Source organism: Chlorogloeopsis sp. ULAP02, from assembly GCF_038404745.2.
Classification (GTDB): Bacteria; Cyanobacteriota; Cyanobacteriia; order Cyanobacteriales; family Nostocaceae; genus Chlorogloeopsis.
Genome location: NZ_JAYKTT020000044.1, coordinates 17,764 through 43,988 on the forward strand (window position 1 = coordinate 17,764; position 26,225 = coordinate 43,988).

At 41.2% G+C, this 26,225-nt stretch carries 24 protein-coding genes and 1 pseudogene; 21 read left to right on the top strand and 4 right to left on the bottom strand.

All coding sequences use genetic code 11. The features are described from left to right. Positions 1-52 precede the first annotated feature (52 nt). Positions 53-205 carry a hypothetical protein gene (locus tag U2718_RS14970; RefSeq protein ID WP_016875001.1) on the bottom strand — a complete coding sequence of 51 codons (153 nt, stop codon included), beginning with the start codon at positions 203-205 and terminating at the stop codon, positions 53-55. A gap of 669 nt (positions 206-874) precedes the next feature. On the opposite strand from U2718_RS14970, the gene U2718_RS14975 reads away from it, so the two are divergent. The 12 genes from U2718_RS14975 to U2718_RS15030 all read left to right on the top strand — a co-directional run bounded on the left by U2718_RS14975 (position 875) and on the right by U2718_RS15030 (position 14,354). Next, positions 875-2,254 (top strand): nicotinate phosphoribosyltransferase, encoded by a 1,380-nt coding sequence (locus U2718_RS14975; protein WP_341999031.1) that lies wholly within the window; start codon positions 875-877, stop codon positions 2,252-2,254. 194 nt (positions 2,255-2,448) lie between these two features. Then, on the top strand, positions 2,449-3,048 hold the full coding sequence (locus U2718_RS14980; protein WP_341999029.1) for a nicotinate-nucleotide adenylyltransferase: 600 nt from the start codon (positions 2,449-2,451) through the stop codon (positions 3,046-3,048). Continuing rightward, positions 3,009-3,755 carry an NUDIX hydrolase gene (locus U2718_RS14985; RefSeq protein WP_341999027.1) on the top strand — a complete coding sequence of 249 codons (747 nt, stop codon included), beginning with the start codon at positions 3,009-3,011 and terminating at the stop codon, positions 3,753-3,755. The genes U2718_RS14980 and U2718_RS14985 overlap by 40 nt, the downstream gene beginning before the upstream one ends. A 156-nt stretch (positions 3,756-3,911) precedes the next feature. Beyond that, positions 3,912-5,609 (top strand): NAD+ synthase, encoded by a 1,698-nt coding sequence (locus tag U2718_RS14990; protein ID WP_341999025.1) that lies wholly within the window; start codon positions 3,912-3,914, stop codon positions 5,607-5,609. A gap of 666 nt (positions 5,610-6,275) precedes the next feature. Then, a complete protein-coding gene (locus U2718_RS14995; protein WP_341999023.1) occupies positions 6,276-6,920 on the top strand; it encodes a hypothetical protein in 645 nt (214 codons plus the stop codon). 304 nt (positions 6,921-7,224) lie between these two features. After that, complete coding sequence (locus tag U2718_RS15000) at positions 7,225-8,343, top strand: DUF6745 domain-containing protein (RefSeq protein ID WP_341999021.1); 1,119 nt, start codon at positions 7,225-7,227, stop codon at positions 8,341-8,343. Positions 8,344-8,408: 65 nt separating this feature from the next. After that, positions 8,409-8,549: an AbrB/MazE/SpoVT family DNA-binding domain-containing protein gene (locus tag U2718_RS15005; protein WP_341999019.1), complete on the top strand. Its 141-nt coding sequence runs from the start codon at positions 8,409-8,411 to the stop codon at positions 8,547-8,549. A gap of 80 nt (positions 8,550-8,629) precedes the next feature. Then, complete coding sequence (locus U2718_RS15010) at positions 8,630-8,791, top strand: hypothetical protein (protein WP_341999017.1); 162 nt, start codon at positions 8,630-8,632, stop codon at positions 8,789-8,791. A 292-nt stretch (positions 8,792-9,083) separates the two neighbouring features. Further along, on the top strand, positions 9,084-9,362 hold the full coding sequence (locus tag U2718_RS15015) for a glutaredoxin family protein (RefSeq protein ID WP_341999015.1): 279 nt from the start codon (positions 9,084-9,086) through the stop codon (positions 9,360-9,362). A gap of 388 nt (positions 9,363-9,750) precedes the next feature. Beyond that, positions 9,751-11,241, top strand: a complete 1,491-nt coding sequence (locus tag U2718_RS15020) for a UDP-N-acetylmuramoyl-L-alanyl-D-glutamate--2,6-diaminopimelate ligase (protein WP_341999013.1) — start codon at positions 9,751-9,753, stop codon at positions 11,239-11,241. Positions 11,242-11,412: 171 nt separating this feature from the next. Further along, positions 11,413-13,077 carry a DICT sensory domain-containing protein gene (locus U2718_RS15025; RefSeq protein ID WP_341999012.1) on the top strand — a complete coding sequence of 555 codons (1,665 nt, stop codon included), beginning with the start codon at positions 11,413-11,415 and terminating at the stop codon, positions 13,075-13,077. Positions 13,078-13,337: 260 nt separating this feature from the next. After that, entirely contained in the window at positions 13,338-14,354 is a 1,017-nt protein-coding gene (locus U2718_RS15030) for an AraC family transcriptional regulator (RefSeq protein ID WP_341999010.1), read from the top strand. A 55-nt stretch (positions 14,355-14,409) separates the two neighbouring features. Here U2718_RS15030 and U2718_RS15035 read toward each other — a convergent pair whose 3' ends face one another. Continuing rightward, the gene (locus U2718_RS15035; RefSeq protein WP_341999008.1) at positions 14,410-14,583 is read right to left on the bottom strand and encodes a hypothetical protein; all 174 of its coding nucleotides are present in this window, start codon (positions 14,581-14,583) and stop codon (positions 14,410-14,412) included. Positions 14,584-15,264: 681 nt separating this feature from the next. Between U2718_RS15035 and U2718_RS15040 the strand changes: the two genes are divergently transcribed. The 9 genes and pseudogenes from U2718_RS15040 to U2718_RS15080 all read left to right on the top strand — a co-directional run bounded on the left by U2718_RS15040 (position 15,265) and on the right by U2718_RS15080 (position 22,579). Further along, positions 15,265-16,113 carry an iron-siderophore ABC transporter substrate-binding protein gene (locus tag U2718_RS15040; RefSeq protein ID WP_341999006.1) on the top strand — a complete coding sequence of 283 codons (849 nt, stop codon included), beginning with the start codon at positions 15,265-15,267 and terminating at the stop codon, positions 16,111-16,113. 278 nt (positions 16,114-16,391) lie between these two features. After that, complete coding sequence (locus U2718_RS15045; protein ID WP_341999004.1) at positions 16,392-17,354, top strand: iron-siderophore ABC transporter substrate-binding protein; 963 nt, start codon at positions 16,392-16,394, stop codon at positions 17,352-17,354. Next, entirely contained in the window at positions 17,351-18,241 is an 891-nt protein-coding gene (locus U2718_RS15050; RefSeq protein ID WP_341999002.1) for a ferric iron reductase, read from the top strand. Before U2718_RS15045 ends, U2718_RS15050 begins: the two co-directional genes overlap by 4 nt. Position 18,242: 1 nt before the next feature. Then, positions 18,243-19,568 (top strand): MFS transporter, encoded by a 1,326-nt coding sequence (locus tag U2718_RS15055; protein ID WP_341999000.1) that lies wholly within the window; start codon positions 18,243-18,245, stop codon positions 19,566-19,568. Between the two features lie 77 nt (positions 19,569-19,645). Further along, positions 19,646-20,332, top strand: a pseudogene (locus U2718_RS15060) (AMIN domain-containing protein); the annotation flags it as partial. A gap of 54 nt (positions 20,333-20,386) precedes the next feature. Beyond that, positions 20,387-20,896: a helix-turn-helix domain-containing protein gene (locus U2718_RS15065; protein ID WP_341998998.1), complete on the top strand. Its 510-nt coding sequence runs from the start codon at positions 20,387-20,389 to the stop codon at positions 20,894-20,896. Between the two features lie 37 nt (positions 20,897-20,933). Further along, positions 20,934-21,458, top strand: coding sequence for an IS630 family transposase (locus U2718_RS15070; RefSeq protein ID WP_411813302.1), 525 nt, complete (start codon positions 20,934-20,936; stop codon positions 21,456-21,458). 6 nt (positions 21,459-21,464) lie between these two features. Further along, positions 21,465-22,061, top strand: a complete 597-nt coding sequence (locus tag U2718_RS15075; RefSeq protein WP_341998996.1) for a TonB-dependent siderophore receptor — start codon at positions 21,465-21,467, stop codon at positions 22,059-22,061. A gap of 14 nt (positions 22,062-22,075) precedes the next feature. Further along, complete coding sequence (locus U2718_RS15080; protein WP_341998994.1) at positions 22,076-22,579, top strand: ABC transporter substrate-binding protein; 504 nt, start codon at positions 22,076-22,078, stop codon at positions 22,577-22,579. 113 nt (positions 22,580-22,692) lie between these two features. On the opposite strand, the gene U2718_RS15085 is transcribed toward U2718_RS15080, so the two are convergent. Both U2718_RS15085 and U2718_RS15090 read right to left on the bottom strand, forming a co-directional pair. Then, complete coding sequence (locus U2718_RS15085; protein ID WP_341998992.1) at positions 22,693-24,177, bottom strand: HAMP domain-containing sensor histidine kinase; 1,485 nt, start codon at positions 24,175-24,177, stop codon at positions 22,693-22,695. A 532-nt stretch (positions 24,178-24,709) separates the two neighbouring features. Next, positions 24,710-26,209, bottom strand: coding sequence for a pitrilysin family protein (locus U2718_RS15090; RefSeq protein WP_341999067.1), 1,500 nt, complete (start codon positions 26,207-26,209; stop codon positions 24,710-24,712). Between the last annotated feature and the right edge of the window lie 16 nt (positions 26,210-26,225).

A 26,225-nucleotide genomic window follows, 5' to 3' on the forward strand; every position in this document is an offset into this window, starting at 1 on the left:
GTATTTTTTCCCACCGAATTTTGATTTTAATTGACTTAATTTTATATCTCATCTACCAATTGGCTGTTCTTTCTTTATAAGGATCGCCACTAAAGGGTTGTACTCCAGTATTAGGATACGCATCATCACTGGGGCCAAAAATCCGAATTGCTGCTTCAGTAATATACTGGGTAAGCCTAGCTAGAAGTTTAGAGATAGCCCTCATAATTTAGACTCCCATTTTTTAGTTGTTTCAAGGGGAATGTCTATACTTTAATTCTAACGCTTTTAACTTTCTCAAAGTCTCAATATATTTACACTGTCTGCAATATTTTTTGATAGAGTTTTGCAAAGCTTAAATTTGTCAAAAATGCCGAGCTTCTCCATTTGATTCTAATTGTAACAGAGCTAAGTATCTCGTTATTAGTCATTAGTCATTGGTGATTAGATTGCAATTTTGGTAGGGTGGGCACTGTCTACAACGTCAAAATAAGGGTTTTAGGAAGGTTAGGCAGTGCCCACCTTACTGTTATTGAGAATAGTGCAAAATTTCAGTTAAAACGAACTCAAAGACTGCTGTAGTCACATTTATCTGACTTAAGCTATCAGCGAAGAAATTTATTTATTAACGGGATGAAAAGCTGGTGCAAAATATAAAGTCACAAAGGACAAATTAAACGAAAGCCTCGTTTTGAGTTCTTCCTTTATCAAAGAAACGTAACTATTGCTAATTCTAACTATTAAAAAAAATTAAATATTGGGTAAAAATTGTATTAATATATCTGTAAAAAGACTTTAATTCAACTTATTTCTACAATTGTTGCCTATAAGTTGACATTATTTATGGTAAAAATTACCATAAATAGAGGAAGCATTCTGGAAAAGGCGCGATCGCATGACACGTTTCCCAGGTACGGAGAACCAGGAATTGACACTCTCTGCGGATGACTACAGCCTGCTGACCGATTTGTACCAGCTGACAATGGCAGCTTGTTACACGGGTGAAGGTTTGGAGCAACGACAGGCAAGTTTTGAATTGTTTGTCAGGAAATTGCCAGAGGGTTTTGGTTATTTAATCGCGATGGGGTTGGCACAGGCGCTGGCATATTTGGAAAAATTCCGCTTTACCTCATTTCAAATCGGGGCTTTACAAGCAACAGGAATTTTTGCTCATGTAAGTGATCGCTTTTGGTCGATTTTGGAATCGGGACGTTTTAGTGGGGATGTTTGGGCAGTACCAGAGGGAACAGCAGTCTTTGCAAATCAGCCTTTTTTGCGAGTGGAAGCACCTTTGTGGCAAGCGCAGTTAGTGGAAACTTATTTACTCAATACCCTGAACTACCAAACTCTCATTGCCACGCGAGCAGCCAGGATGCGTGATGTCGCAGGAGAGCAAGCACAGCTACTGGAATTTGGTACCAGACGAGCATTTAGTCCTCAAGCCTCCTTGTGGGCAGCACGAGCAGCCTTAGCAGCAGGTTTTGATGCAACATCAAACGTGTTAGCAGCGCTACAACTGGGCGAAAAACCTAGTGGTACGATGGCACACGCTTTGGTGATGGCACTGGCAGCAACCGAAGGTAGTGAAGACGAAGCATTTGAGGCGTTTCATCGATATTTTCCTGGTGCGCCATTACTAATAGATACTTACGATACTATCGCTGCTGCCGAAAGATTAGCTGTAAAGGTAGGCTCAGGAAAAATGACATTAGCAGGAGTTAGGTTGGATTCTGGGGATTTAGTAACTTTGTCAAAACGAGTGCGATCGCTTTTGCCTGGTGTTTCCATTGTTGCTAGTGGTGACATAGACGAGCAGGAAATTCAAAGACTAAAAACTGCTGGTGCCGAAATCGATGCCTATGGGGTGGGAACGCGACTGGTAACGGGAAAACCCGTAAACGGAGTTTACAAATTGGTAGAAATTGATGGCATTCCCGTCATGAAAGAGTCGAGCGGAAAAATGACTTATCCAGGGCGCAAGCAGATATTTCGTTCGTTTGTGGGAGAAAAAGTGAAAGCAGATTGTTTGGGATTGGCAGATGAAAGTCCTCTAGGAGAACAACCTTTATTGCAATTGTTCATGCAAGCAGGCGAAAGAATGCAAGCACCTGAAACTTTGACAACTATCCGACAACGTACCGCCAACTCAGTCAAAAGTTTACCCGCAGAAACTCGACTTCTAGATAACCCTGTTCCAGTGCCGATGGCAATTTCCGATCGCTTGCGGGAATTGACTGAGAAAACACATAAAAAACCAATATTGGTTAATGGTTAATAGCTCATGGCTAATGGCTAATAGCAATCAACTACTGTACGGGCGGGTTTAGAAGATAAATTGTCTGTTTCAACCGAAAAATCATTAGCAAAAACCACCCCTACTAACTACTAACCCTCCGGGTTCGCCAGTCACCTGCGGAGGGAAACCCTCCCGCAGTGCTGGCTCACCACTAACTACTAACCAACAACAAAATGAAAATTGCCTTATTTGGAACAAGTGCCGATCCTCCGACTGCGGGACATCAAGCGATTATTAAATGGTTATCACAGCATTACGATCAGGTTGTAGTATGGTCAGCAGATAATCCCTTTAAAGCTCACCAAACACCGTTAGAGCATCGGGTGGCAATGTTACAACTATTAATTGCCAATATAGATTCGCCACGGCACAATATTAGCTTGGAACAGCAATTAAGTAGTTTGAGAACGCTGGAAACAGTGGAAAAAGCAAAAGAACGTTGGGGAGAAAATACAGAGTTTACTCTGGTAGTAGGTTCAGATTTATTAACTCAGCTGCCTCGTTGGTATCAAGTTGAAGATTTGTTGCAACAAATACAACTTCTGGTAGTACCGCGACCGGGATATGTGATAGATCAATCTAGCTTGCAAACACTAGAAAACCTGGGAGCAAAAATAGCGATCGCTGAGTTAACAGGGCCACCAGTATCCTCAACGGCGTATCGTGAAAGTGGAGATCCCGAAGCTCTAACACCCTCCGTAATTGAGTACATTCACCAACAGCATTTGTACAAATGCCAGGACGCATCCCAAAAAAGCTTGCAGATTCGCTAAATCAACAACCTTTGGCAGATTTTAAGGTCGGCGTTGATAACGTAATTTTTTCTGTAGATACTGCCCAAAATCGGCTGTTAGTACTATTGGTAATGCGACAGCAAGAACCTTTTTTAAATTATTGGGGACTTCCCGGTACTTTAGTGCGTCAAGGCGAGTCGCTAGAAGATGCGGCATATCGGATCATGGCTGAAAAAATTAGGGTTAACAATCTTTATTTAGAACAGTTATATACCTTCGGTGGGCCAAAACGCGATCCTCGCGAAGCAACAGATAGTTATGGAGTACGTTATCTTAGCGTCAGTTACTTTGCCTTAGTGCGGTTTGAAGAAGCCGAATTGATTGCTGATAAAGTAGCTGGTATTGCTTGGTATCCAGTCAAGCAAGTACCACAATTGGCTTTTGATCATAACGAGATTCTGGCTTATGGACACAGACGTCTAAGAAATAAATTGGAGTACAGTCCGGTAGCTTTTGAAGTCTTGCCAGAAACCTTTACTTTGAATGATTTATATCAGTTGTACACTACAGTTTTAGGGGAAAATTTTTCCGATTATTCTAATTTTAGAGCACGTCTACTCAAGTTAGGTTTTTTGTGCGATACCGGAATCAAAGTGTCGCGAGGAGCAGGGCGTCCAGCAACTTTATATAAATTCAATGCTGAAGCTTTTGCCCCATTTAAGGATAAACCTTTGGTATTTATTTAACTAACTTTGCAACGAACAGAATCACAGATATAACTGATTATTAATCTGTAACTTGCAAAAAACTAATTATCCGTTATATCCACTACAAAAACGCTGCTCTATTCCTCACTTTTGCTCCCAAATCTTAACTCGAAACACCCAAGTCTGAACTGGAAAATGAAAATAGCGATCGCTCAACTTAATCCTACCATTGGTGATTTACCTAAAAACGCCCAAAAAATCCTAGAAGCAGCACAACAAGCAGTAACAGAAGGTGCGCGTTTGTTGTTGACGCCAGAACTGTCTTTATGTGGTTATCCTCCACGGGATTTATTGTTAAATCCTAGTTTTGTAGAGGCAATGACTATTACCTTGCAACAGTTAGCAATAGATTTGCCGCCCCATTTAGCTGTTTTAGTCGGAACTGTAGAAGACAATACTCAAGCCCACATTACCGGTGGTAAAAACCTATTCAATAGTATCGCCTGGTTAGAAGCAGGCAAAGTACAACAAGTTTTCCACAAGCGGCTTTTACCTACTTATGATGTTTTTGACGAACGCCGTTATTTTGAACCAGGCTTGCAAGCAAATTATTTCACCTTAGATGGTGTTGACATTGGCGTCACAGTTTGCGAAGACTTATGGAATGATGAGGAATTTTGGGGTAAACGTAGTTACACTGCCAATCCCATTGCCGATTTAGCAATTTTGGGTGTAGATTTGATTGTCAATTTGTCTGCCTCTCCCTACACTGTTAGCAAACAGCGATTTCGCGAAGCAATGCTCAGTCATAGTGCAATGCGTTTTCAGCAACCAATTATTTATACTAACCAAGTGGGTGGCAATGATGACTTGATTTTTGATGGCAGAAGTTTTGCATTGAATCGGCAAGGTGAAATTGTTTGTCGTGCCCACGGTTTTCAAACCGACTTAGTCATCATAGATTTTGACGAAGAGGAGCGGGATTTACAGCTAAGTTCTATTGCACCTAAGTATGAGTGCGAAGAAGAAGAAATTTGGCAAGCTTTAGTTTTGGGCGTACAGGATTACGTCCGCAAATGTGGCTTTTCTAAAGTAGTTCTAGGTTTGAGCGGAGGAGTTGATTCATCACTTGTAGCTGCGATCGCCACCGCAGCACTTGGTAAAGAAAATGTTTTTGGTGTGCTCATGCCTTCACCGTACAGTTCCCAGCATTCTATTAAAGATGCTTTGACTTTGGCAGAGAATCTCGGCATCAACACTACAACCCTGCCAATAGAGAAATTAATGCAAGCATATGACAACACCTTAGCAGACTTATTTGCCAATACCGAGTTTGGACTAGCTGAGGAAAATATTCAATCCCGGATTCGGGGTAACTTGTTGATGGCAATTTCTAACAAATTTGGCAATCTTCTTTTATCCACTGGCAACAAATCAGAAATGGCAGTCGGTTACTGTACCCTCTACGGCGATATGAATGGTGGGTTAGCAGTGATTGCTGACGTTCCCAAAACCCGCGTTTATGCAATTTGCCATTGGTTAAATCGCAATAACGAAATCATTCCCCAAAACGTCTTGTCTAAACCACCTAGTGCCGAACTCAAACCCAATCAAGTCGATCAAGATTCTTTGCCCCCCTACGATGTCTTAGATGACATACTCCAACGCCTGATCGAAAATCACCAATCACCTGCCCAAATTGTTTCTGACGGTCACGATCCAGTAGTAGTTGATAGAATAATTCAAATGGTAGCCCGTGCAGAATTCAAACGGCGCCAGGCACCTCCTGGCTTAAAAATAACCGATCGCGCTTTTAGTACTGGTTGGCGGATGCCCATTGCCAGTAATTGGTTAACTGTTAAAAATACTTTCAGGCGATTCGTAAAAAGTTAAGTAATATTAAGTATCTATTTCCTCACAAGCGCTGTTAGGCTAGAAACGATAAAATTTCGTCACAAACGAATGATGAAATTACATTGACTTCTAGCCTGAGTAAAGAATATACCTTAGTTTAGTTCTTAGTTGTTTGACTCTAGTAATAGTGCAGAAGCTAGAAAGTAAAGAAGGCGCGTTTTTGCTGCATATAAATTTTGATATAACTTAATACTGTTGCTTTCTGGCAATATTTATGGAACTATCATTTTCAGGTACTACAGTTTATTCATCAATATACTGTAATTCTTCTTGAGCAAAGTTGATAAAGTACCAATAGTCAATGCCCAGCAGTAAACAAACGAGTTGTGGTACAAGGGCCAGAAAGTAAGAGCGGTAAGATGTGTGGCTATGCTATAACAATTAATAGGGTAGCTGTTTGAGCTACTACTAAATGCAAGTAAATGGCTCTACAAGTATAAAGATTTGTCCTAAATGCAAGAGGTGAGCCTTTTTACTTTGATGCTATCGACAAAGGTTGAGATTTCATCCTGCTGGTGTGTGTTAGAAATCCAACAAAACAACTGATAAACAGCAACTAACTTTTTGCTTATTCAAAGATTTAACACTTGTCAATTTTAAATCTTGAATTGACATTTTTCTTTCGTTTTTTCATTGGAATTTCCCATGAATCACACTACCATTCAGGAACCGCTTGCAGAAGACCAATGGTTTATTGATAGCTCTGAACTGCGGCAATTTGTTACCGTAGTTCATGAGATTAGCTCTCGTACAAATTACGATCGCGCTGAAACTCTTAGTCTGCTTGAACCTTATTTCAAGCAACTGCTGACAACACAAAATTGGCTACCGGAACGTTTTGTTCAATCGAATCCTGACAGTAGAATGGGTGGTGGCATTGGGCAATGGCTACTGTATCGTTCCAAGGATCGTTCATTGAGCGTATTTAGTTTGGTAATCCCTCCTAATTCAACTACTCCTGTTTACGATCATTTGGCTTGGGGATTAGTTGGTTTGTATAAAGGTAAACAAGAAGAAACTGTTTACCGCCGTGTGGATCGAGGCGATATAGAAGGCTATGCCCAACTAGAAGTAATGGAAGTGCGACAACTTAAGGTTGGTGATATCTACAAACTTCTACCCCCAGATGATGATATCCATGCAATAAAAACAACAACAGTATTTGCCCCTTCAGTGTCTATTCACGTCCTTGGGAATGATACTGGCTGCATTTGGCGACATCAATTTCACCCAGAAAAAGAAAGCGTGCATTCTTTTCGCTCTGGATATTCCAACATATTCTGCAATTAAGTAGTCTGCCTCTGGGCAGGCTAAGTTTATACAGTCATAGACATAGTAGGAGCTTTCGGAGTCGTCGGCTTCGCTTTGTTGTGGCGACAGCCATGCACTCTGGAAGGATATCGGCATACCTGATGCAGATATTATAGTTATGTTTTCACAGAATAATTTATTGCAACTGCATCACCGCAAAATCAAAATTCAATGCAAGTGTACGGTATGGGTAGATAATGGAATGAGTATTGCAAAAGCCCTATCCCTAGTAAATTTTTCTCTCTGAAGTTATTGTTAAAGTAAATATATTTTTGATAACAGTATGTTAGATCAGCTAACTCCAGAACAAGAGAATTTAATTTTATTCTATCGGCAAAAGTGGAGAAAAATAGCACTTTCAACCGAGCGAATTAATAGGCAACAAGCTACTAAAGCAGTAAAAGAAATTTATAAATTATGCAATCTTGATGAGCCAGAAGTTATCTTTTGTGAAAGTCCTTATGAAGCGATGAGTAAGACGTTACCGAAGCTGGAACATCTAATTCTTCAACCACTAAATTGGATTTTTTTGCAGTTGCGTTTAGGTGTTTTAAAATTCTTTTCGGTACAAAGACAAATTCATATAGATAATTTAGCTCTTAGACGCTCTAGTGATATCCATACACATATTCAAACAACATTATATTTTAAATTCATTTCACAAATGAAGTATATAGCTCAACAATTAAAAATAGACTTAGCAGATACTATAGAGTTACAAATAGACACTAATATTACAGAATTATATCATCAATTAACAGAGCAATTGGGAGAAAAATATGATAGTAATTTTATTCCCGCTGCTAGCTTTTGTAGTTACTGTAGTTGGTTAGATTTTTGGAGCTCTGCATTACATTACAAAGGTGATCAAAAACTATTACACATCTTTAAATTAGTAGCAGAGTCTTGTGGTTGGATATTCCCTTACCAAAGGGTAGCAGTAGTGTGCGATCGCCCCACAAACATCCGTTTCGACAATCAAAATCGTCTCCATGCCGAAGGTGAACCAGCCATCCAGTTTGCAGACGGATACAGCCTTTACGCCCATCATGGTGTCACCTTACCGGAAAAATACGGTAAACTACACCCACATCAATGGCAGTCTTCGTGGTTGTTAGAGGAAAAAAATGCTGAACTCAGGCGCGTATTAATTCAGGGTATTGGCTATGCTCGAATCATCGAACAATTGCAAGCTATAGAGTTAGATTCCTATCAAGAATATACATTATTAAAAATAGAAAATGAAGTTGATGTCGAGGCAATTTATCTATTAAAAATGACTTGTCCCAGTACAGGATTCATTCATGTATTACGCGTACCACCGGATATAAAATCGGCGCGGGAAGCCATAGTTTGGGTGAATTGGGGCATTGCACCCGAAGAATTTACGGTGCAAACTTGAAATCTAATTTGCCAGAAAACATATTATAACATATGTGATAACTACTTAGTTTCAAAGGTGATAGTATGCATACTATTAAAATTAGACAAATAGGTAATTCTCTTGGAGTCACCTTACCTAAAGAAGTTTTACATCAGTTAAATCTTAAGGAAGGCGACACAATTTATCTTACAGAAACAACAGATGGGTTCTTAATCACTCCATAGGATCCAGATTTTGAAGCGGCAATGCAAGCATTCGCTGAAACTCGTAAAAACTACCGTAACGCTTTACGTGAATTAGCAAAATGAAAGAACCTCGGTGGGTTCCAGAGTTGGCTGTAATAGCCATCCAACAAGCTTTAATTGCTGAACATGGAGGCGCACCAGGATTGAGAGATGTAGGGTTACTTTCAAGTACTCTAGCTAGACCTAAACATTTATTTTGTTACAGTGATAATGCAACCTGATTTGACTTAACAGCTGCCTACGGTTACAGTTTGGCAAAAAATCAATGTTTTTATAGATGGCAATAAACGCATTTCTCTTGCTGTTATAGATGTATTTTTACGATTAAATGGCTATAGGTTGACAGCACCCGAAGCCGAGGCTGTAGTGATGATACTTGGCTTGGTGGAAGGGACGGAGAATCAAGATACCTTAGCAATCTGGATTAGAGATAACTCTCAACAACTTATGATTTAATTTATTTCAAAACTTAGGCAGAAGGATTTGGTGGATACAGCCAAAATTAGTGGAAAAATGCAATTAATTTTATACAGCAAGCCAGGATGCCACTTATGTGAGGGTTTGCAGGAAAAGCTAGAACAAATTTTACAGACGCAAAATTTCGCGTCTGTAGAATTGGAAATTCGGGATATTACCACCCGTGAAGATTGGTTTGGCGCTTATCAGTATGAAGTTCCTGTGTTATTTGTACTGAAACAGGATGCAAAAGAGGAGAATATGCAACTTATACCTCGTCCTTCTCCCCGTGCGACAGTTCAGCAGCTAGAAAAAATACTGCAAAAGTATCTATAAGCTCTTTGTAGAAACAAGAAATATAGTGCAGAATAAAGCGCAAGAAACTAAGGGCTAGAATTTGGAGGTTAGAGGTGACAAGCAGACACGGGGACACGGAGAATCAAGAGGACACCCAGACGCAGGGACACGGTGGCACGGGGAATAGTTCTCTCTTTGCGTCGCCCTTCGGGTACCCTGCGGGAACGCCTCCCGCACGTCCTTCGGACGAACGGACTCGACGGAAAACGGAGCCACTCTGCCCTTGCGCTCTGCCGACTTGTAGGCGCCGAAGGCAACTTCCCGTAGGGTAGGAAGTGGCGTCCAAGACTCCGACTTCTTCACCGCGTCTCAACTTCTTTGCGTCTTTCTCCTAGCCCCTAGTCCCTTTTTTAACGAGGTTCACAACATGAAACTGCGGGAGTTAATCGCTACTATAGAGGGAATTTTGCAATTACCTGAACATCCAGCCTTAGATAGTGAGGTGAAAGGGCTGGCAACAAATTCCCATGCCACGAATCCGGGAGATTTGTTCATTGGTATGCCTGGCACTCGTGTTGATGGTGGAGACTTTTGGCAAAGCGCGATCGCATCGGGTGCTGTGGCAGCGATCGTATCTCCTGGTGCAGCTCAAAAACACCCTCCCACACCAGAAGCTTGTGTAATTAGTGCTACTGACATGACGCAAGCCTGCGCTCAAATCTCAGCTGCTTTTTACGAATATCCAGGGCATAAAATCAAACTTGTCGGTGTTACGGGTACCAATGGCAAAACTACAACCACCCATCTAATTGAGTATTTCTTAAGTAAAGCCAATAAAATCACTGCTTTAATGGGAACTCTTTATACTCGTTGGCCAGGATTTACGCAAACTGCTGTACATACAACACCGTTTGCTGTAGATTTACAACGCCAGCTAGCTGAGGCTGTTGCTGCTGGTAATGAATACGGCGTGATGGAAGTCAGTTCCCACGCTTTAGCACAGGGGCGAGTACTGGGCTGCCAATTTGAAGTAGGGGTGTTTAGCAATCTTACCCAAGATCACCTGGACTTTCACCGTGATATGGAAGATTACTTTGCAGCCAAAGCTTTACTATTCAGTCCGAATTATCTCAAAGGACGGGCGATAATTAACGCCGACGATTCCTACGGCAAGCGATTAATATCATCTTTAGATACAGATAAGGTTTGGAGCTATAGTGTTAGCGATTCCACAGCTGATTTGTGGATGAGTAATTTAAGTTACGAACCAACTGGTGTTAGTGGTACCCTACATACACCAAAAGGAGATGCAGCTTTTAGTTCGCCGTTAGTTGGTCAATATAACCTCGAAAATTTACTGGCGGCAGTAGGAGCAGTTTTACACCTGGGATTAGATTTAGATGTAGTAACATGTGCCATTCCTGAGTTTCCTGGAGTACCTGGACGGATGGAAAGAGTGCAGATTAGCCAAGAGCAAGATATCAGCGTGATTGTCGATTATGCCCACACCCCAGATAGCTTGGAGAATTTGCTCAAAGCTGCACGTCCATTTATCCCCGGTAAGATGATTTGCGTGTTTGGCTGCGGTGGAGATAGAGATCGGACAAAACGTCCAAAAATGGGTAAAATAGCGGCTGAATTAGCAGATGTAGCAGTTGTAACTTCTGATAATCCCCGTACTGAAGAGCCGGAGCGAATTTTGCAAGATATTTTGGCAGGGATACCCCAAACAGTACAACCAGTAGTTATATGCGATCGCGCTACTGCCATTCGTAATGCTATTTTACAAGCACAACCCGGAGATGGTGTCTTGCTCGCAGGCAAAGGTCATGAAGATTACCAAATTCTTGGAACTGAAAAAATTCACTTTGATGACAGGGAACACGCACGCGATGCTTTAGCACAAAGGATGAGTTAGATACGCTTCGGTTTCTCGCGTCTGTACATTAATGGTTAGTAGTGTAGTTTTTATAACTAACTACTAACTATTTTCAATTTATATTGTTAAAAATAAATACTTACAGTAAAACACTAGGCAGTATTAATTATTGCTTTATCATTCTTGGTATTGCCCTAATAGGCTCGGCTCATGAACTTTTATCTAGCTCAGAAACTGTCGATTTATCATCTGGCTTCTAGCGTGCAAACGCCTCCTCCAACCTTATCATTAAGTTCTTCTAACTTACTATCACTGCTGAGGGCGCAAATTGATTTACTAATTGAGCAGCAGATAGCAGCCACTTTTTGGGTAAAACTACCACCAGGAAAAATTTGGCACTCAGAAATTCAGCGCTATCAGGAAGAATTTGGTGATTCAGTAGCTATCTATACTTGTCATGTCGCCAATAGTGAGAAAGTAGAACAGAGCAATTTCTCTCCATCTCCTGACAGTAGTTCGCATCCTATAGGAAGCTCTACTTTTAGAGAAGTTGCCCACTCTAAGAGAAGCCGTGCACCAGGTGCCTATCAGGTATCTAGTCAACAGGATAAGCAGTTACCCCTTCGGAGTACTCTACAAACAACCGCCCAAAACACGTCTACATCAGTTGTACCCCACAAGTGTCTACAGGATGAAAATCACACCAGTTCTTATCCTGTAGATGTCTACAACAAAGACAAAAGTGTGATATTTGCACAGACAGAAAATACCGCTGGGGCTTCTGTACCACAATCCCCAAACCCAAATCGGATTGACGTACTATTTCCACCAGATAGCAAGATACAACGGGAATATTTTCTGATTGTTTTGTCGCCGCGGTTTTGCAGTTTAACTGTGGCTCATCGAGTCATCAAAAGCCAACAAAGCTTACTGGTTGTTAATACTAGTGAGGAGAAAATTATTCAGCCAGTTTTAAATGGAATCCAACAGGCAATCACAACGGGTTCGTTAACAAGTAATCCACTCGTTAATTTTATCTGCCCAAAAATAGTTGAATCAGAACTTATTCATCAACTGTTGGTAAAACAACTCCAGCGACAGAAAGAAATCAATCATGAAATTAAACTAAAGCAAATAGTCAGGCTAAAACGGCAAAAACAAATGCTAAATAGCACTTTGCAGTTCAAAGATGAATTTTTGAACAATGTCTGTCAGGAACTGCGTACACCTCTTACCCATATGAAGACAGCGCTGAGTTTATTAAATTCTCCAAATCTGAAAAATTCTCAGCGACAACGTTATTTACAAATGCTCAACCAAGAATGCGATCGCCAGACTTCTCTAATTAATGGTGTACGAGAACTGATGCAAATTGAACAAGATTTGGAGGAAACAACCTTAGAATTATTAAACTTGGCAGATGTCGTACCTGGCGTAGTCAGTACCTACCAGCCTTTAACACAAGAAAAAGGGATCATGCTAGCTTACACCGTATCTACCGAACTTCCTCCTGTTTGGTGCGTTAGTGGAGGGCTAAGACAGATTGTGATTCATTTACTTTCTAATAGCATTAAGTTTACCCCTCGTGGCGGTCAAGTATGGGTAAAAGCTCGTACTCAAGGAGATTCTGTCCTACTAGAATTTCGCGATACTGGTATTGGTATTGCTGAGAGTGAAATTTCCAAAATTTTTGATCGCTTTTATCGAGTGCGCTCAGTAGCTAGTGAAGAGCAAGGAGGTTCAGGTTTAGGGTTAACAATTGTGCTGCAATTACTAGAGCGGTGTGGTGGCTCTTTGGCTGTCAAGAGCAAGCCCTCAGAAGGCTCGACTTTTACTGTGCAATTGGCAAGAGGTAGTAAAAAAGCCACTTCATAATAGCAGTAATAATATTGTTGAGAGGCTGTGTCTAAAGAAATGGCAATCTAGAATTCTCGCACTACCCTTGCTGTATAGCCTCCTCGACATGAGCATCAGCAATACGCCAAAGACGTAATCGCTTCGCTGTTCTCCCAGTCATTCTTGACAACTGCACTGATGCCATTTGGCACCCGTTGAGAACGTGAACGCAAAAGTTTTCAGTTTACTGATATTACTAGATATTACACTTTTAATCATGACAAATTTAATCAACAACGTTGAACTTACTTTACATGAGCATCATCCTCTCATCGGCAAGTTGGCGTGAACTTTGGGACGAAAGTTGGCAAAATGCTCGCAACATAGATCCGTTGGATAGTTCTGATCTGATTGGAGAGTATCCCACACGGCTTGCCAAGGGCTATAAGCGAAATATCAGTTTACGTAACGGCATTGATCTAACGCTTCATCGCTACACCTTCCATGAGGATGTAATTACCGTAGATGGACAAGCGTGTGAAGCAGGTTGTTTGGAGTGGGTTTTCAATCTCTCCTCTAGCTGGAAGTTTTGGGATGGATCTTTCGTTACCGATGGACAGCATTATGTAGCTGGGATATTGATGCCTGGTGGTGAAAGTCTAGATATTGCCCGCGATCCCAGAATCGAAGTTGATATTCATCTTCAGCCGGAATTGTTTAGGACTTTGGCAGGAGAGCACTTTCATTTGCTACCCTCTGAGTTACAGCGTATGGTTGAGGGTGATGAGAGCTTACCTTTTTCATCACTCCAAACCACAACTCCTGCCATGCACCTTGTTTTAGAGCAAATCCTCAACTGTCCCTACCAGGGGTTGACAAAACAGCTTTATCTAGAGAGCAAATCAGTAGAAATTCTGGCACTGTATCTCGATTCGATGATGTCACAGCAGAAATCAAAATTGGTAGTAAAGCTGCAATTAGATGACATTGATCGTATTCACCAAGCTAAGGATATTTTGCTCCAACACGCCGAGCATCCCCCTTCGCTGTTAGAGTTAGCGCGACAAGTGGGGATGAATGACTGCACTTTAAAGCGAGGATTTCGACAAGTTTTTGGAACAACGGTATTTGGTTATCTGCACGACTACCGCATGAATCGAGCCAGAAAACTACTGGAAGCGCAAACAATGAGTGTTCAGGAAGTTGCACGTGCTGTTGGCTATGCTAGTACCAGTTCGTTTTATGCTGCGTTTCGCAAAAAGTTTGGGATGAATCCTGGCACGCATCTTGCTGCAAATCGCCACAAGGTAATTTGAAATTTTGGAAAGCATTATTAACTCGTAAGCTATAGAAGCATTTTCATCGCAAACATTAGCGTAAATTCCTTCCTATTTTTGCTGACAACATCGCGGAAGATAGGCGTTTAGCATGAACTATCGAACTCATATCTGGCATCTCCTGGCGACAATCGGGACAAAACCAATAAACTCCACTACTACGAATATGTTGCAAAAGTTTTCGATTACAGCAAGGGCAGTCACTCATATTTAAATTAAGGCGTCGCTAAATTTTAAATTGATAAACTTTAGTTATTGACACTAAATTCAATAGCTATCTTGATTTTTTGAGATTTGTCCAATCAGAAAAATATGCGGGAGAGTGAATCTCCCACAATCAAAGCTGATGTTGGAGGTCATAGTATCTATACAAAAAACAATCTAACAAACAATTCAAGTTATTGCTACTAATTTTCAATAGCTTTTGTATATAGCGATCGCGATTAGCATGATAATTCCTCATGTTCACCCAGATGCAATGTGATTTGATTGCTACAGATCCACCAGGCAGAGCCATCAAAGCCTAGTAACTAAGTTTAATCTGGTAGCTAGAAATTGCTACAGTTTGCGAAAGCGATCGCCTAACGCAAGCTTTGTAGGCTTTTTGATAAAAATTCTCAGTTTATTCTAGAATAATATCGAATCATCTGCTCAGGCAGCAACCTCAAGTGTAGTTAAATTGAGCAAGATTCACTTTGGATTTCTATCGATAAATTGCGTGAGGAACAGTTTGAAGTTACGGTTGTGGTGTTTTGGTCGGTGGTTTAATTTGTGTTTACTAGTAATTTTTACCTTGACATTGACTTGTGCTTGTAATGGCAAATTTTCTCAATCTTCTTTAAGATCGTCCTCATCCATTGCCTCAGAATGCAGAACCATCAAACATTCAATGGGAAAAAGCTGCGTTCCCATCACTCCCCAGCGAGTGGTTGTGCTAGATGAAACTGTTCTAGCTAATGCGATCGCATTGGGTACCCACCCTGTTGGCAGTGTTGCAAGTACTACAACCTCTGGCATCGAAATTCCCATATTTCTACAAGGCAAAATTGACTCTGAGAAAATTCAATCTATTGGAACTCAAGAGCAGCCGAATCTAGAAAAGATTATGCTAGTCAAACCCGATCTCATTGTTGGGTTTAACTACTTTGTTAACTACGACCAATTGTCACACATTGCTCCAACTGTATTAATTGAATGGGATGAGGCGGGAGCTTGGAAAAAGCATTTGATGTTGTTGGCTGAAGCATTAAATAAAACTCAAGCAGCTGAAAAGTTATTGGCAGATTACAACCAGCGCATTCAAGAATTCAAAACAGCCATAGGAAGTCAGTTAGAGCATTTTCAGGTTTCTCTATCTTATCTGGCGGGAGATGGTTCAGCGATCGTTCGTTCTGATGTCAAAAACTCTTTTGCTGGCTCCATTGTAGATGATGCTGGACTTAGCCGCCCACCTGCCCAAAATATTGTAGGTAAAGACTACTATCAAATTGATCTCAGTGCAGAGATGATTCATTTGATGGATGGAGATGCACTTTTTCTGTTCTCCAGTCGCAATCAAGAGGCGAATCGAATCTTGAAGCAACTTCAAAACAGTCCTTTGTGGAAACAACTGAAAGTGGTGCAGCAAAACCGCGCATATATCGTAGATCACAGTACCTGGCGCTCTCGAAATATCCTTGCTGCAAATAGAGTCATTGACGATCTGTTCAAGTACTTGGTTGAGCAAGAAAAGTTCTGACGATCTGAAACTTAATTCAAAAAATTCCGTTTGGAACAAAAAAAATTCCGTCTGGAACAAGCAAAGTACTTCCAATCGGTTTGTTGTTCCCTGTAAGCTTTTTGATAAAGATTCTCAGCTTTTTCTGGAATCAGATTGAGTCATCTGCTCAAGCAGCAACCCCAAGTGTAGCTGAATAGAGCAAGATTTGCTTTGGAGTTTAATCGGTAAATAGTGTGAGGAACAGCTTGAAGTTACGGTTGTGGTGTTTTGCTCGGTGGCTAAACTTATTTTTACTGATGATCATTACCTTGACATTGACTTGTGCTTGTTATGGCAAATTTTCTCAACCTTCTTCAAATTTTTCCTCACTTATTGCCTCAGAATGCAGAATCGTTAAACATTCAATGGGGGAAAGCTGCGTTCCCATCAACCCGCAACGAATCATTGTTTTAGATACCAGCCCACTCGATGCGGTTTTGACGTTGGGACTAAAACCGATAGGGGCTACAGAATTTGATGATCTTAAACAAATCAATGTTTATCCAAAAGAACAGACAGAAGGAATTGCAGTTATTGGTGGAGATTTACAACCCAATCTTGAAAAAATTGCCCTCCTAAAGCCTGACTTAATTTTGAGTCCCCAATTTTACGTTAAAAAAATCTACAATCAGCTATCGCAGATTGCGCCAACTGTCGTCGCTGCAAGCGGAAATGCTGCCGAAAGTAATTCTTGGAAAGACTACTGGAAGGAAGATTTAAAAATCTATGCTGATGCATTGAATAAAACTCAAGAAGCCGAGCAACTTTTGCACAATTACCATCAGCGAATTGCAGAATTTCATAAAAGAATGGGTGACAGGCTCAACGAGACCGAAGTTTCCATCATCGCCACTATTAACTATGGGCCAAATTATCCAACCCGAATCTACTTGAGAGGATCATTCATGGGTTCGGTGATTGAGGAAGCAGGGTTAAAACGACCAGTTGCACAAATAAAAGATGGTTTCACAGCAGATGTTTCAATTGAAAGACTTGACTTGATTGAGGGGGATGTCATGTTCGTCGTGACGCCTAAACCTGAAGAATCTACATTGACACAACTAAAGCAAAATCCGTTGTGGTTTCGACTGAATGTGGTTAAACAGAGCAAAGTTTACAACGTGCATTATGCCACTTGGGTTGCACAACGCAATATCGGTGGAGCAAATCGCATTCTTGACGATCTTTTTAGATATCTAGTTAAGGAGAATTATCGATGATAAAAACATTACAATCTAATTTTGTAGAAGAAATATATACTCATGCTCAACAGAAGTTGGATAGCTTCTACACAGATAGTATTCTTCTGACAACACCTGCCAATGATGTGGACGTAATTCCAGCTATTCAATATCTGCAACCAGATAATCTACTATCCATCTTCAAAGCTAGTCCGGAATATCAAAAGACTCAGGATCTTCGCGTTGCCGCATCGTTGTGGAACAAAGCCTATAGCTGGATACCTTTACCGGGTGTCTTAGCGTTCATGACTTGGGCTGGTGTGGGATTTGATGCCTCACTTGATAACGTGAGTTTTGTTTTCAAAGACGGTGAATTGCAAGGGTTGTGGTTTCAGGATCTAGGCCGTAGTGTAATTTATCCAGAAAGATGTCCAATTCCCATTCCTAATGACTATCTAGGTAAATTAGTAAACACTGTGGATGAACTGCACAATGAGGTATTTACGGGCTTATTTCAACGTCATTTATCACCTCTGATTGACTGCCTCCACGCCTTAACCAAAGTATCCAAAAAGACACTTTGGGGAAATGCAGTCAATGCTGCTTATGGAATATTCGAGGATTTGGATGGATATGCAAAAAAAGAAGCAATCCCAATGGATTATTCGGTGTTATTTGAACAGCCCTATAGTTCAGTTCTGTCCAATTCTGTGCAGGAGACACTTCAGAAACCAAATCCTCTCTACAACTTGATCCGCACCGAAAAATTTAATGAACCTGGTTTACCTACCCAGATGAAAGTCCGAAAAACTTGCTGCTTAATTGCTCTAATTCCTCCAGATTATTCCAAGTGTGGCAACTGCCCTCTATTGAAACCAGGCGATCGCATTGCCCGCATGAAGAAAAAACTGGCTCAGGCACATTGATATGACATTAGAGCAACAGCCCAAAAGTTTACGCACCTTTACTGTTATTTGGCTAGGACAAACCGCCTCTTTGATTGGCTCTAATATGACGAGTTTTGCTCTTACTATCTGGGCATGGCAGCAAACAGGTGAAGCCACTCCACTGTCTCTAATTGCTTTTTTCACAGAAGTTCCGATTTTGATTGCTTCCATCTTTGCCGGGGTTTTTGTTGATCGCTACAATCGCAAATTCATCATGATTGGTGGTGATACTGTTGCCGCACTTTCTACTGTCATCGTTCTGATCTTATTTTTTACCAACCAGCTGGCTATTCGGCATCTCTACGTCATTGGTGCAATCAACGGATTATTTGGCTACTTTCACGGGTTAGCCTTCTCTGCCTCTCAAGCTCTGCTCGTTTCTCAACAACACTATGTCAGAGTGGGCGCAATGGGATCGATTAGAACCTTTGGCTCTGGTGTCATAGCTCCAGCATTAGCAGGTGTGTTGTATCCCATTGTGGGATTAATTGGTATTTTGCTGATTGATATTGCTACATTTGCCATTGCAGTTAGCACACTTTGGATCGTCCAAATTCCCCAACTGCAAAGAGAAATAGAAAATCATGAGTCGAAAGTAGAAGGAGTTTGGCAAGAGTTAACCTTTGGATTTCGCTATCTTTGGCAACGTCCTAGTTTGATGGCATTGCAACTATTTTCCTTGAGTTTCATTTTCTTTGACACTGCTTCTGCTGTTGGTGAACCGATGATTTTGGCACGAAGCAATAATAATACGGCTGTATTGGGAATGGTGGGTGGAGCGATGGGACTCGGCGGCTTAATTGGCGGTATCTTAATGATGCTCTGGGGCGGGCCAAAACGACGCATTCACGGACTCTTGATTGGTCGAGCCTTTGTTTTTGGCTTTGAGACAATGCTGGGAATTTGGCGATCGCCCTCACTCTGGATAGGTGCCAACTTCTGTGCAGGTTTATTTAAGCCATTAGCCAATAGCTGTGAAGAAGCCATCTGGCTTTCCAAAGTAGAACCAGCCAGTCAAGGACGTGTATTTGCTGCTAGTTCACTGCTTACCGGACTAGTTGTCCCCTTGGGGTTGTTGATTTCAGGGCCTCTTGCCGACAGATTCTTTGAACCTGCTATGCAACCTGGAGGAATGCTGGTTCCCATCTTCGGCAACATATTTGGTACGGGTACAGGTAGTGGCATGGCACTGCAATTTGCCCTGTTCTCTTTTATCGTCGTCCTGATTTGTTTGGGTAGTTATGCCTTTCCTGTACTGCGCGATGCAGAGGATAGATTGCCAGATCACCAAGCAAGTACTAATTAGAAAGATTGATTGGATGACTTTTTTGATAACTTATTTTGTCTTAATCATTGTTCAAAATTAGGTGTGGGGCAAATATTATGAAGCTACAAAAATTACTTTCAATTCTGTTGATTACAAGTTCTGTTTGGGTTTTAATCACAAATCCTGCTACTGCTGAGGAAGTACAAAGCACATCCAGCAGAAAAATTCCGCGACTCAGTGAAATAGAACGTCCGATCACTAGCGCTCAAAAGCTAGTCCAAGCACCAACACTCCCAACAGCGCCTTCATTAGAAGTAATACAAGTTACTGGAGTGAAGGCGAACCCCACCGACAAAGGTGTGGAAGTAATATTGCAGACATCTCAAGGACAACAGTTACAAACTATAAATCGCAGTACTGACAATAACTTTATCGCTGATATTCCCAATGCTCAACTGCGCCTTCCCAATGGTGAGGCGTTCACATTCCGCTCAGACAAGCCAATTGCGGGTATTATCCAGATAGCGGTAACAAATTTTGATGCCAACACAATCCGAGTTGCGGTAACAGGTGAGGCGAGTCTACCAACTGTTGAGTTATTTGATAGTGATGAAGGTTTGATTTTTGGTTTTACACCTGCTACATCATCAGCACAGCAACCACCTCAAACACAACCAATTCCTGAACCAGATCAGCTAGAGACACCCAGCGCAGAAGATGATGAGCCAATAGAGTTGGTGGTAACAGGTGAGCAAGATGGATATACTGTACCAGAAACATCAACCGCGACTAGAACTGATACCATTTCACTAAAAAAATGATAAAGATAGTTAAGGAAGAAATATGAGCAGAAGTTCATGGCAGGAGTCAGCAAAGTAAAAATAAAAGAGTCAGCCGAGGAATTACATGAGCTGTTGAGAAAACAGAAAACAGCATTAGGTAAAGAACGGATTCAAGCTTTGTATTTACTGAAGATAGGGCAGGTAAAAACAATACAAGATTTGGCGGTGGTGTTGGGAAGAGGGAGTGCGACAGTACAAAGGTGGTTAAAGGCTTATACAGAGTCGGGAATCGCCAGTCTGGTATCAAGAAAAAAGGGTTCAGGGCGGCCACCAATCATTAACACGGAGGTAAAAGAGCAACTTTTAAAAGAACTGGATGACCCGCAGGGATTTAAAAGTTATGAAGAAATCCGAACATGGTTAAAAGCGGTAGAGGGTGTAGAAGCTTCATACAAGGTAGTACATGACACGGTGCGTGATCGAATGAAAGCGAAGCTAAAAGTGCCGCGAGCAGTAGGGATAAAACACAACCCCGAAGCAGAATCAGAGTTTAAAAAAACTCCCCCAATACTTAGAAGTAATTAAAAAACACATTATTGCACCGATAGATAAAAACAGAAGAATTAGGTACTGGTGTGAGGATGAAAGCCGTGTGGGGTTGAAAACTGAAGCCGGCAGATTAATTACCACAAAAGGTACCAAGCCGATTGGCATCATGCAATGGAAGCGAGATAATTTTTATTTATATGGATTAGTAGAACCATTAACTGGTGAGTATTTTATTTGGGAATTCTCTCATTTAAATGCAGCTTGTGTTCAGATTTTTTTAGAAAAGTTTTCTGCCACTTATCCCCAAGATATACACATTATTCAGTTAGACAATGGTGCTTTTCATTTTAGCCAACATCTTCAGATACCAGAGAATATAATTTTATTATTCCAACCTCCACATACGCCGCAAGTTAATCCAATTGAGCGATTATGGGAGGAAGTTAAAAGACATTTAGCATGGGAGAGCTTTGGAGCGTTAGATGAATTAAGGGAATTTATCTGGAAGCGTTTGGAAAAATTAAACACATCAATTGTTGCTTCTATTACAGGTTGGGATTTTATTCTTGATGCTTTATTTGCATCAAATTTTTCGTGAATTGGTATGACACACCTCTCGATTGATATTTTTAATCCTGTCTACAACTTTTCTCCCATCTATGAAGATGAACCTTTCAATGATGGCTTCGCGAAGGCACACACTGTTGGTGTCTATCTACAAGATCAGATTGCGTTGCTTGATAACCTTAAGCTCTTAATTGGCGGAAGATTCGATAGTTATAACTATGAGAGTAAGTTTAACGAGCCTTCACTCAACAGTATCTCAGAAGCTAGTCAATTTTCACCGCGTGTAGGGATTGTCTATCAACCCATTGAACCCATCTCTCTCTATGCTAGTTTCAGCCAATCTTTCTCTCCTCAGTTTGGCAGGAATCGCAGTGGCAGCCCCTTCAAACCAGAACAAGGTACTCAATACGAAGTAGGCATCAAAGGGGACTTTTTAGACAATCGCCTTTCCACAACCTTAGCCGCTTATCAGATTACCAAAACTAACGTCCTGACCGAAGATCCTAACGATCCTGAATTTTCTATCCAAGTCGATCTATTTGATGAAAGATATTTTGAGAGTACAGTCAACAGGGCATATATTAACCCAGGTGCGCCGTTTACTGTCTTGGGGACGCTTTCGGTGCAATTTTAATGAGTTAACGGAAGGTGCGTATTGGTAAACTTCTAGGTAAAAGTCAACAGGTTATAAAATTGCTCAATGACTATCAAGAGCGAGTGGAAGCAATGCAAACAGCATTAGGTAAGCGTCTAAATGATTTAGAGGTTTCTATTGCTCGCTTTTACTGGGATGGCAGAACGGATACTCAAAACCATCCTTCTTATTTCGCTGGCTGTATTTTGCAGGACATCGGCTTTTCTATACCCATTAAACAACGTCAAGTTGATACACATTCGTCCTCAATGAGTATTAGCCTTGAGCGTCTGGATTTACTTGATGGAGATATTATGTTTGCCGTAATTAGTAGGAGTATTGATTCAGAAGAATACTTCAAAAAATATTTGAAAAATCCGCTGTGGCAGAAGTTAAAGGTCGTTCAAACTAATCAAATTTTTAAGGTTGATGGAAGTTACTGGCTCTGGGGCAGTGTTCTAGGTGCCAATGCCGTGCTAGATGACCTGTTTAAGTATCTTGTAGAAGACAAAACTTAATGTTTTATGTTCACAGGAAATCAAGAGGAAAACCAATGCTTAGACAGTGCCTAAAAGCTAGATTGAGTGCCACAAATCCCATCACTCAGCGTAAATTTCTTTAGGGACGCTTGTTAATTTTTATTAATTTTTAATTTAGAATTTTCTTTCTTTTCTTCTCCTTCCAAAGGTAAGAAAATAGTCAATACTTCTCCGTATTGAGGACGCTCACGCACGATTAATTTACCACCAATTGCCTGAAATAGATGCTTAGTGGCAGCAAGATTCAAGCTAATGGTACCTGTTTCTGGTTGAAAGGTCAGTAGTTGACCAAGGGCTTTACGAATTGGTGGCGTACAGGTAGATGTTGTGACTGCACCCGTATCTTTTAACTGAGGCTGGGGCAGTAATTGTAACTTGAGTTGATCGCCAGCCGGAATTACCTGTACTTGAATATGGCTACCAGCAGGTAAGCTGCGGGTGAAATTTTCCATCAAGCCAGTCAGAACTCGATCTAGCATCGCCGGATTGCTGACTACAGTTGGTAGATGTTGAGGTAAAATCACATCCAACGTTAAGTTACGCCGATTTGCCGCTTCTTGCCAACGGGGAATACTTGAATGCAACACTTGCTCTAGGCACATTGCCGTTAACTGAGTGCTTGTAGGTTTGTTTGTGGCAGAAGTTTCCAATTCAGCCGCCCGAAACAACAGTTCCATCCGATCAATCTGTTCGGTACACTCGCGATCAATTATTTTTAAGCGCTGAATTACATTAGCAGGTAAGGTGCGCTGTTTAAGTAGCAATCTAGTGATCGTGCGAATGGTTGTCAAAGGAGTGCGAACTTCGTGAGCAAAAGCTTGTAATAATTCCACATCAGAGCGAGAAGAAGGGGGAGTCGAAGAAGGCGAAGAAGGAGTATGTGAGGAAGTAGAAGTAGTCTTCTGTGCTTCTGTATATCCTCCCGTCACTACATCTTCTGTTTCTGGTAACTCCGCTAGTAGCAGTTGACTAAACTGCACAACCATACGATAGTCTGGTGTCTTAGGATAGTATTTTTGTACTAGTTCTTCTAATTCCGTAAACAAATCTGGATTACTCAACATTACCCGTGCGCCCAAGGCTTGCCATGCTTGTTGAGCTACCTCTGGATCGAAAGAAAATAGAAACGCTCTTTTGCCGTCCTTTTCTTCTGCCAACACCAGTACTAATCTAAATTTATCTGTAAAAACCAGGCAAAACTGTTCTGTTGCTAATGGATCTGTTTTCAGCAATGGCAATATAGACTCATTAGGAGCAGTGACATCGGCGATCGCTACTTCCCCCTTGGGCATTTCAAAGGGCATTAGTGCTAATGGGTTAAATGGCTGTGCTGTAAAAGTGATTGATTGCAAGCGTTGGTTTAATTGAGAATTACTGAAGACAGGTGCAGGTGCAGCCAACACTAATCCTTGTTTAACATCAGATGAAACAGTTATTAGGTTTTTTAATAATAAATTTTCTGTGGCTGCCAGGCTGATACGCCACTGTTGCTGTGCCTTTGGAGATGAACACACAGCCGCAGTTGATTGACTATTGTTTAATACTTCGCTCAGACTCGGCAAGATCCATTTGTACACAGGTTTTCACCCCTTAATTCAACAGCGACATTCAGCATTTTGGCAGGCTTTTCACTACTTAATTACGAGGTTATCCGTATTTGGGTGCTGATGAAAGTCGTAGAACCGAACAATAAAGGTGGAATTCCCGTTGATCTTGGTCAATCCCTACTCAATAAATTTCTTAATTCTTGCGAGTAACTATATATACAGTATGGCACTAATTTCGTATTGAATAGCAGCGATGATTGGATTTGTTAGGAGTGAAATTGACACTCTGGCGATCACTCTTTTACACCCATGTGATTAAATCACCCAACGAGGAAATGAAAATCTCTTTTTCTGTTCCCTATTTTCAAGACAGACGGTTATTATGATAAATCACACAACGAGGGAATGAAAATATTCTTTTTCTGTTCCCTGTTAAGAGTTCCCTATTTTCAAGACATTAATAAAAGAACACCCCCTTCAACTTAGAAGAGGGGTTCTATACAAAAAAACAGAGATGCGGGAAATTCTTTGCGTTGAATTTTGGTTTAAAAAGTAAACTCTATCAATTCTTTGCCTGAGGTGGTGTCGTACCAGGAATTGTCACATCTATCGGCGTTACTTGCGTAGCTAACTGTGTTAGCGGCGGTTGAATAGCAGTTTGATTTCCCACTACTAGAGTTACCAGATTTTCTGGCTTGAGATATTGCTTTGCTACTCGCTGCACATCTGCTGCTGTGGTTGCTGCTACGGCTTTTTGATAGCGAAATAGAAAATCACTAGGGTAGCCATAATATTCGTATCGCATCAATCGTAACAACGTTTGAGCAGGATCTTCAAAATTGAAAACAAACGAGTTGAGAGTAGACTCTTTTGCAAAAGCCAATTCTTTAGGCGTTACTGGTTGAGTTTGCAAACGCTTGATTTCTGTTTGCAGTGCTTTCACAAACTGTACAGTAGCATCCGATCGCGTTTGTCCACCAGCTATAAACATACCAGGAAAGTCATAGCGGGGACTCCAAGCGCCATAAACCGAGTAAGCTAAACCTTGGCGCGATCGCACCTCATTAAACAAACGTCCCCCAAACCCGTTTAATATACCATTTAACACATCTAGTGCCGGATAGTCAGGACTGTTAAACTGTCCACCTAAATGCCCAATCAGAATGTTACTTTGAGTCAATTGTGGTTGATTGACAACAAAAACGCCGCTGGTTTTAGCTTGGGTTACTTTTGGCAATTGAGGTTTAGTTAGATTTGGGTTGGGTTTCCAATCACCAAATTTGGCTTGAATCAGCGCTTTCATTTTCTTGGGTTCAAAATCTCCCACAATCCCCAAAATCATGTTGTTGGGGTAGAAGTACTGCCCTTTAAACTTCACCAAATCTTCGCGGGAAATCTGATTCAATGTTGCATACTCTGTGGTTCGTCCGTAGGGGCTATCCTGTCCGTAGATTAATTTTTTAAATTCCCGTTGAGCAATAGTATCTGGGTTATCATTGCGACGTGCTATCCTACCACGTTCTTGAGTCTTTGCTAGTTGCAGCTTATCTTCAGCAAATACTGGCTCTTGCAATACTTCGGCAAACAACCCCAAAACTGTTTCTACATCTTCACTGAGGGAATCGAAACTAGCATTACCTACAACCTCATTCATACTAGTTTCCACTGAAGCGGCTCGTTGTTCCAACATTTGGTTAAGTTCGTCGGCACTATGCTTTGCAGTTCCTCCAGTGCGTATTACCTCGCCCGTTAACTTTGCCAAACCAACTTTATCTGAGCTTTCTAGGCGCTCGCCTGTACGAATAAGTGCTGTACCTTTGATTAGTGGTAAATCACGATCTTCCATCAAATAAACTACCATACCGTTGTTGAGCACATATCGCTCATACTTTGGCAACTTCACCTCAGGTAGTGGAGCAAACTCCAACTCTGTATAATGCTTTGCCGCTGTTGCCGCCCAAGAAAAATTAAAAGTCAAAAGTACAAAGGCAAAAGCAGCAATCAATGCATACACAAATCTTTTCCGATCTGGGATTTTGAACTTCAAATTCTGGATATTCATCTGCCTTTTGCCAGTT

Coding starts and splice junctions, on each gene's coding strand:
- U2718_RS14970 (WP_016875001.1), bottom strand. CDS start 205: ATGAGGGCTATCTCTAAACTTCTAGCTAGGCTTACCCAGTATATTACT.
- U2718_RS14975 (WP_341999031.1), top strand. CDS start 875: ATGACACGTTTCCCAGGTACGGAGAACCAGGAATTGACACTCTCTGCG.
- U2718_RS14980 (WP_341999029.1), top strand. CDS start 2,449: ATGAAAATTGCCTTATTTGGAACAAGTGCCGATCCTCCGACTGCGGGA.
- U2718_RS14985 (WP_341999027.1), top strand. CDS start 3,009: ATGCCAGGACGCATCCCAAAAAAGCTTGCAGATTCGCTAAATCAACAA.
- U2718_RS14990 (WP_341999025.1), top strand. CDS start 3,912: ATGAAAATAGCGATCGCTCAACTTAATCCTACCATTGGTGATTTACCT.
- U2718_RS14995 (WP_341999023.1), top strand. CDS start 6,276: ATGAATCACACTACCATTCAGGAACCGCTTGCAGAAGACCAATGGTTT.
- U2718_RS15000 (WP_341999021.1), top strand. CDS start 7,225: ATGTTAGATCAGCTAACTCCAGAACAAGAGAATTTAATTTTATTCTAT.
- U2718_RS15005 (WP_341999019.1), top strand. CDS start 8,409: ATGCATACTATTAAAATTAGACAAATAGGTAATTCTCTTGGAGTCACC.
- U2718_RS15010 (WP_341999017.1), top strand. CDS start 8,630: ATGAAAGAACCTCGGTGGGTTCCAGAGTTGGCTGTAATAGCCATCCAA.
- U2718_RS15015 (WP_341999015.1), top strand. CDS start 9,084: ATGCAATTAATTTTATACAGCAAGCCAGGATGCCACTTATGTGAGGGT.
- U2718_RS15020 (WP_341999013.1), top strand. CDS start 9,751: ATGAAACTGCGGGAGTTAATCGCTACTATAGAGGGAATTTTGCAATTA.
- U2718_RS15025 (WP_341999012.1), top strand. CDS start 11,413: ATGAACTTTTATCTAGCTCAGAAACTGTCGATTTATCATCTGGCTTCT.
- U2718_RS15035 (WP_341999008.1), bottom strand. CDS start 14,583: ATGAGTGACTGCCCTTGCTGTAATCGAAAACTTTTGCAACATATTCGT.
- U2718_RS15040 (WP_341999006.1), top strand. CDS start 15,265: ATGGGAAAAAGCTGCGTTCCCATCACTCCCCAGCGAGTGGTTGTGCTA.
- U2718_RS15045 (WP_341999004.1), top strand. CDS start 16,392: ATGATCATTACCTTGACATTGACTTGTGCTTGTTATGGCAAATTTTCT.
- U2718_RS15050 (WP_341999002.1), top strand. CDS start 17,351: ATGATAAAAACATTACAATCTAATTTTGTAGAAGAAATATATACTCAT.
- U2718_RS15055 (WP_341999000.1), top strand. CDS start 18,243: ATGACATTAGAGCAACAGCCCAAAAGTTTACGCACCTTTACTGTTATT.
- U2718_RS15065 (WP_341998998.1), top strand. CDS start 20,387: ATGGCAGGAGTCAGCAAAGTAAAAATAAAAGAGTCAGCCGAGGAATTA.
- U2718_RS15075 (WP_341998996.1), top strand. CDS start 21,465: ATGACACACCTCTCGATTGATATTTTTAATCCTGTCTACAACTTTTCT.
- U2718_RS15090 (WP_341999067.1), bottom strand. CDS start 26,209: ATGAATATCCAGAATTTGAAGTTCAAAATCCCAGATCGGAAAAGATTT.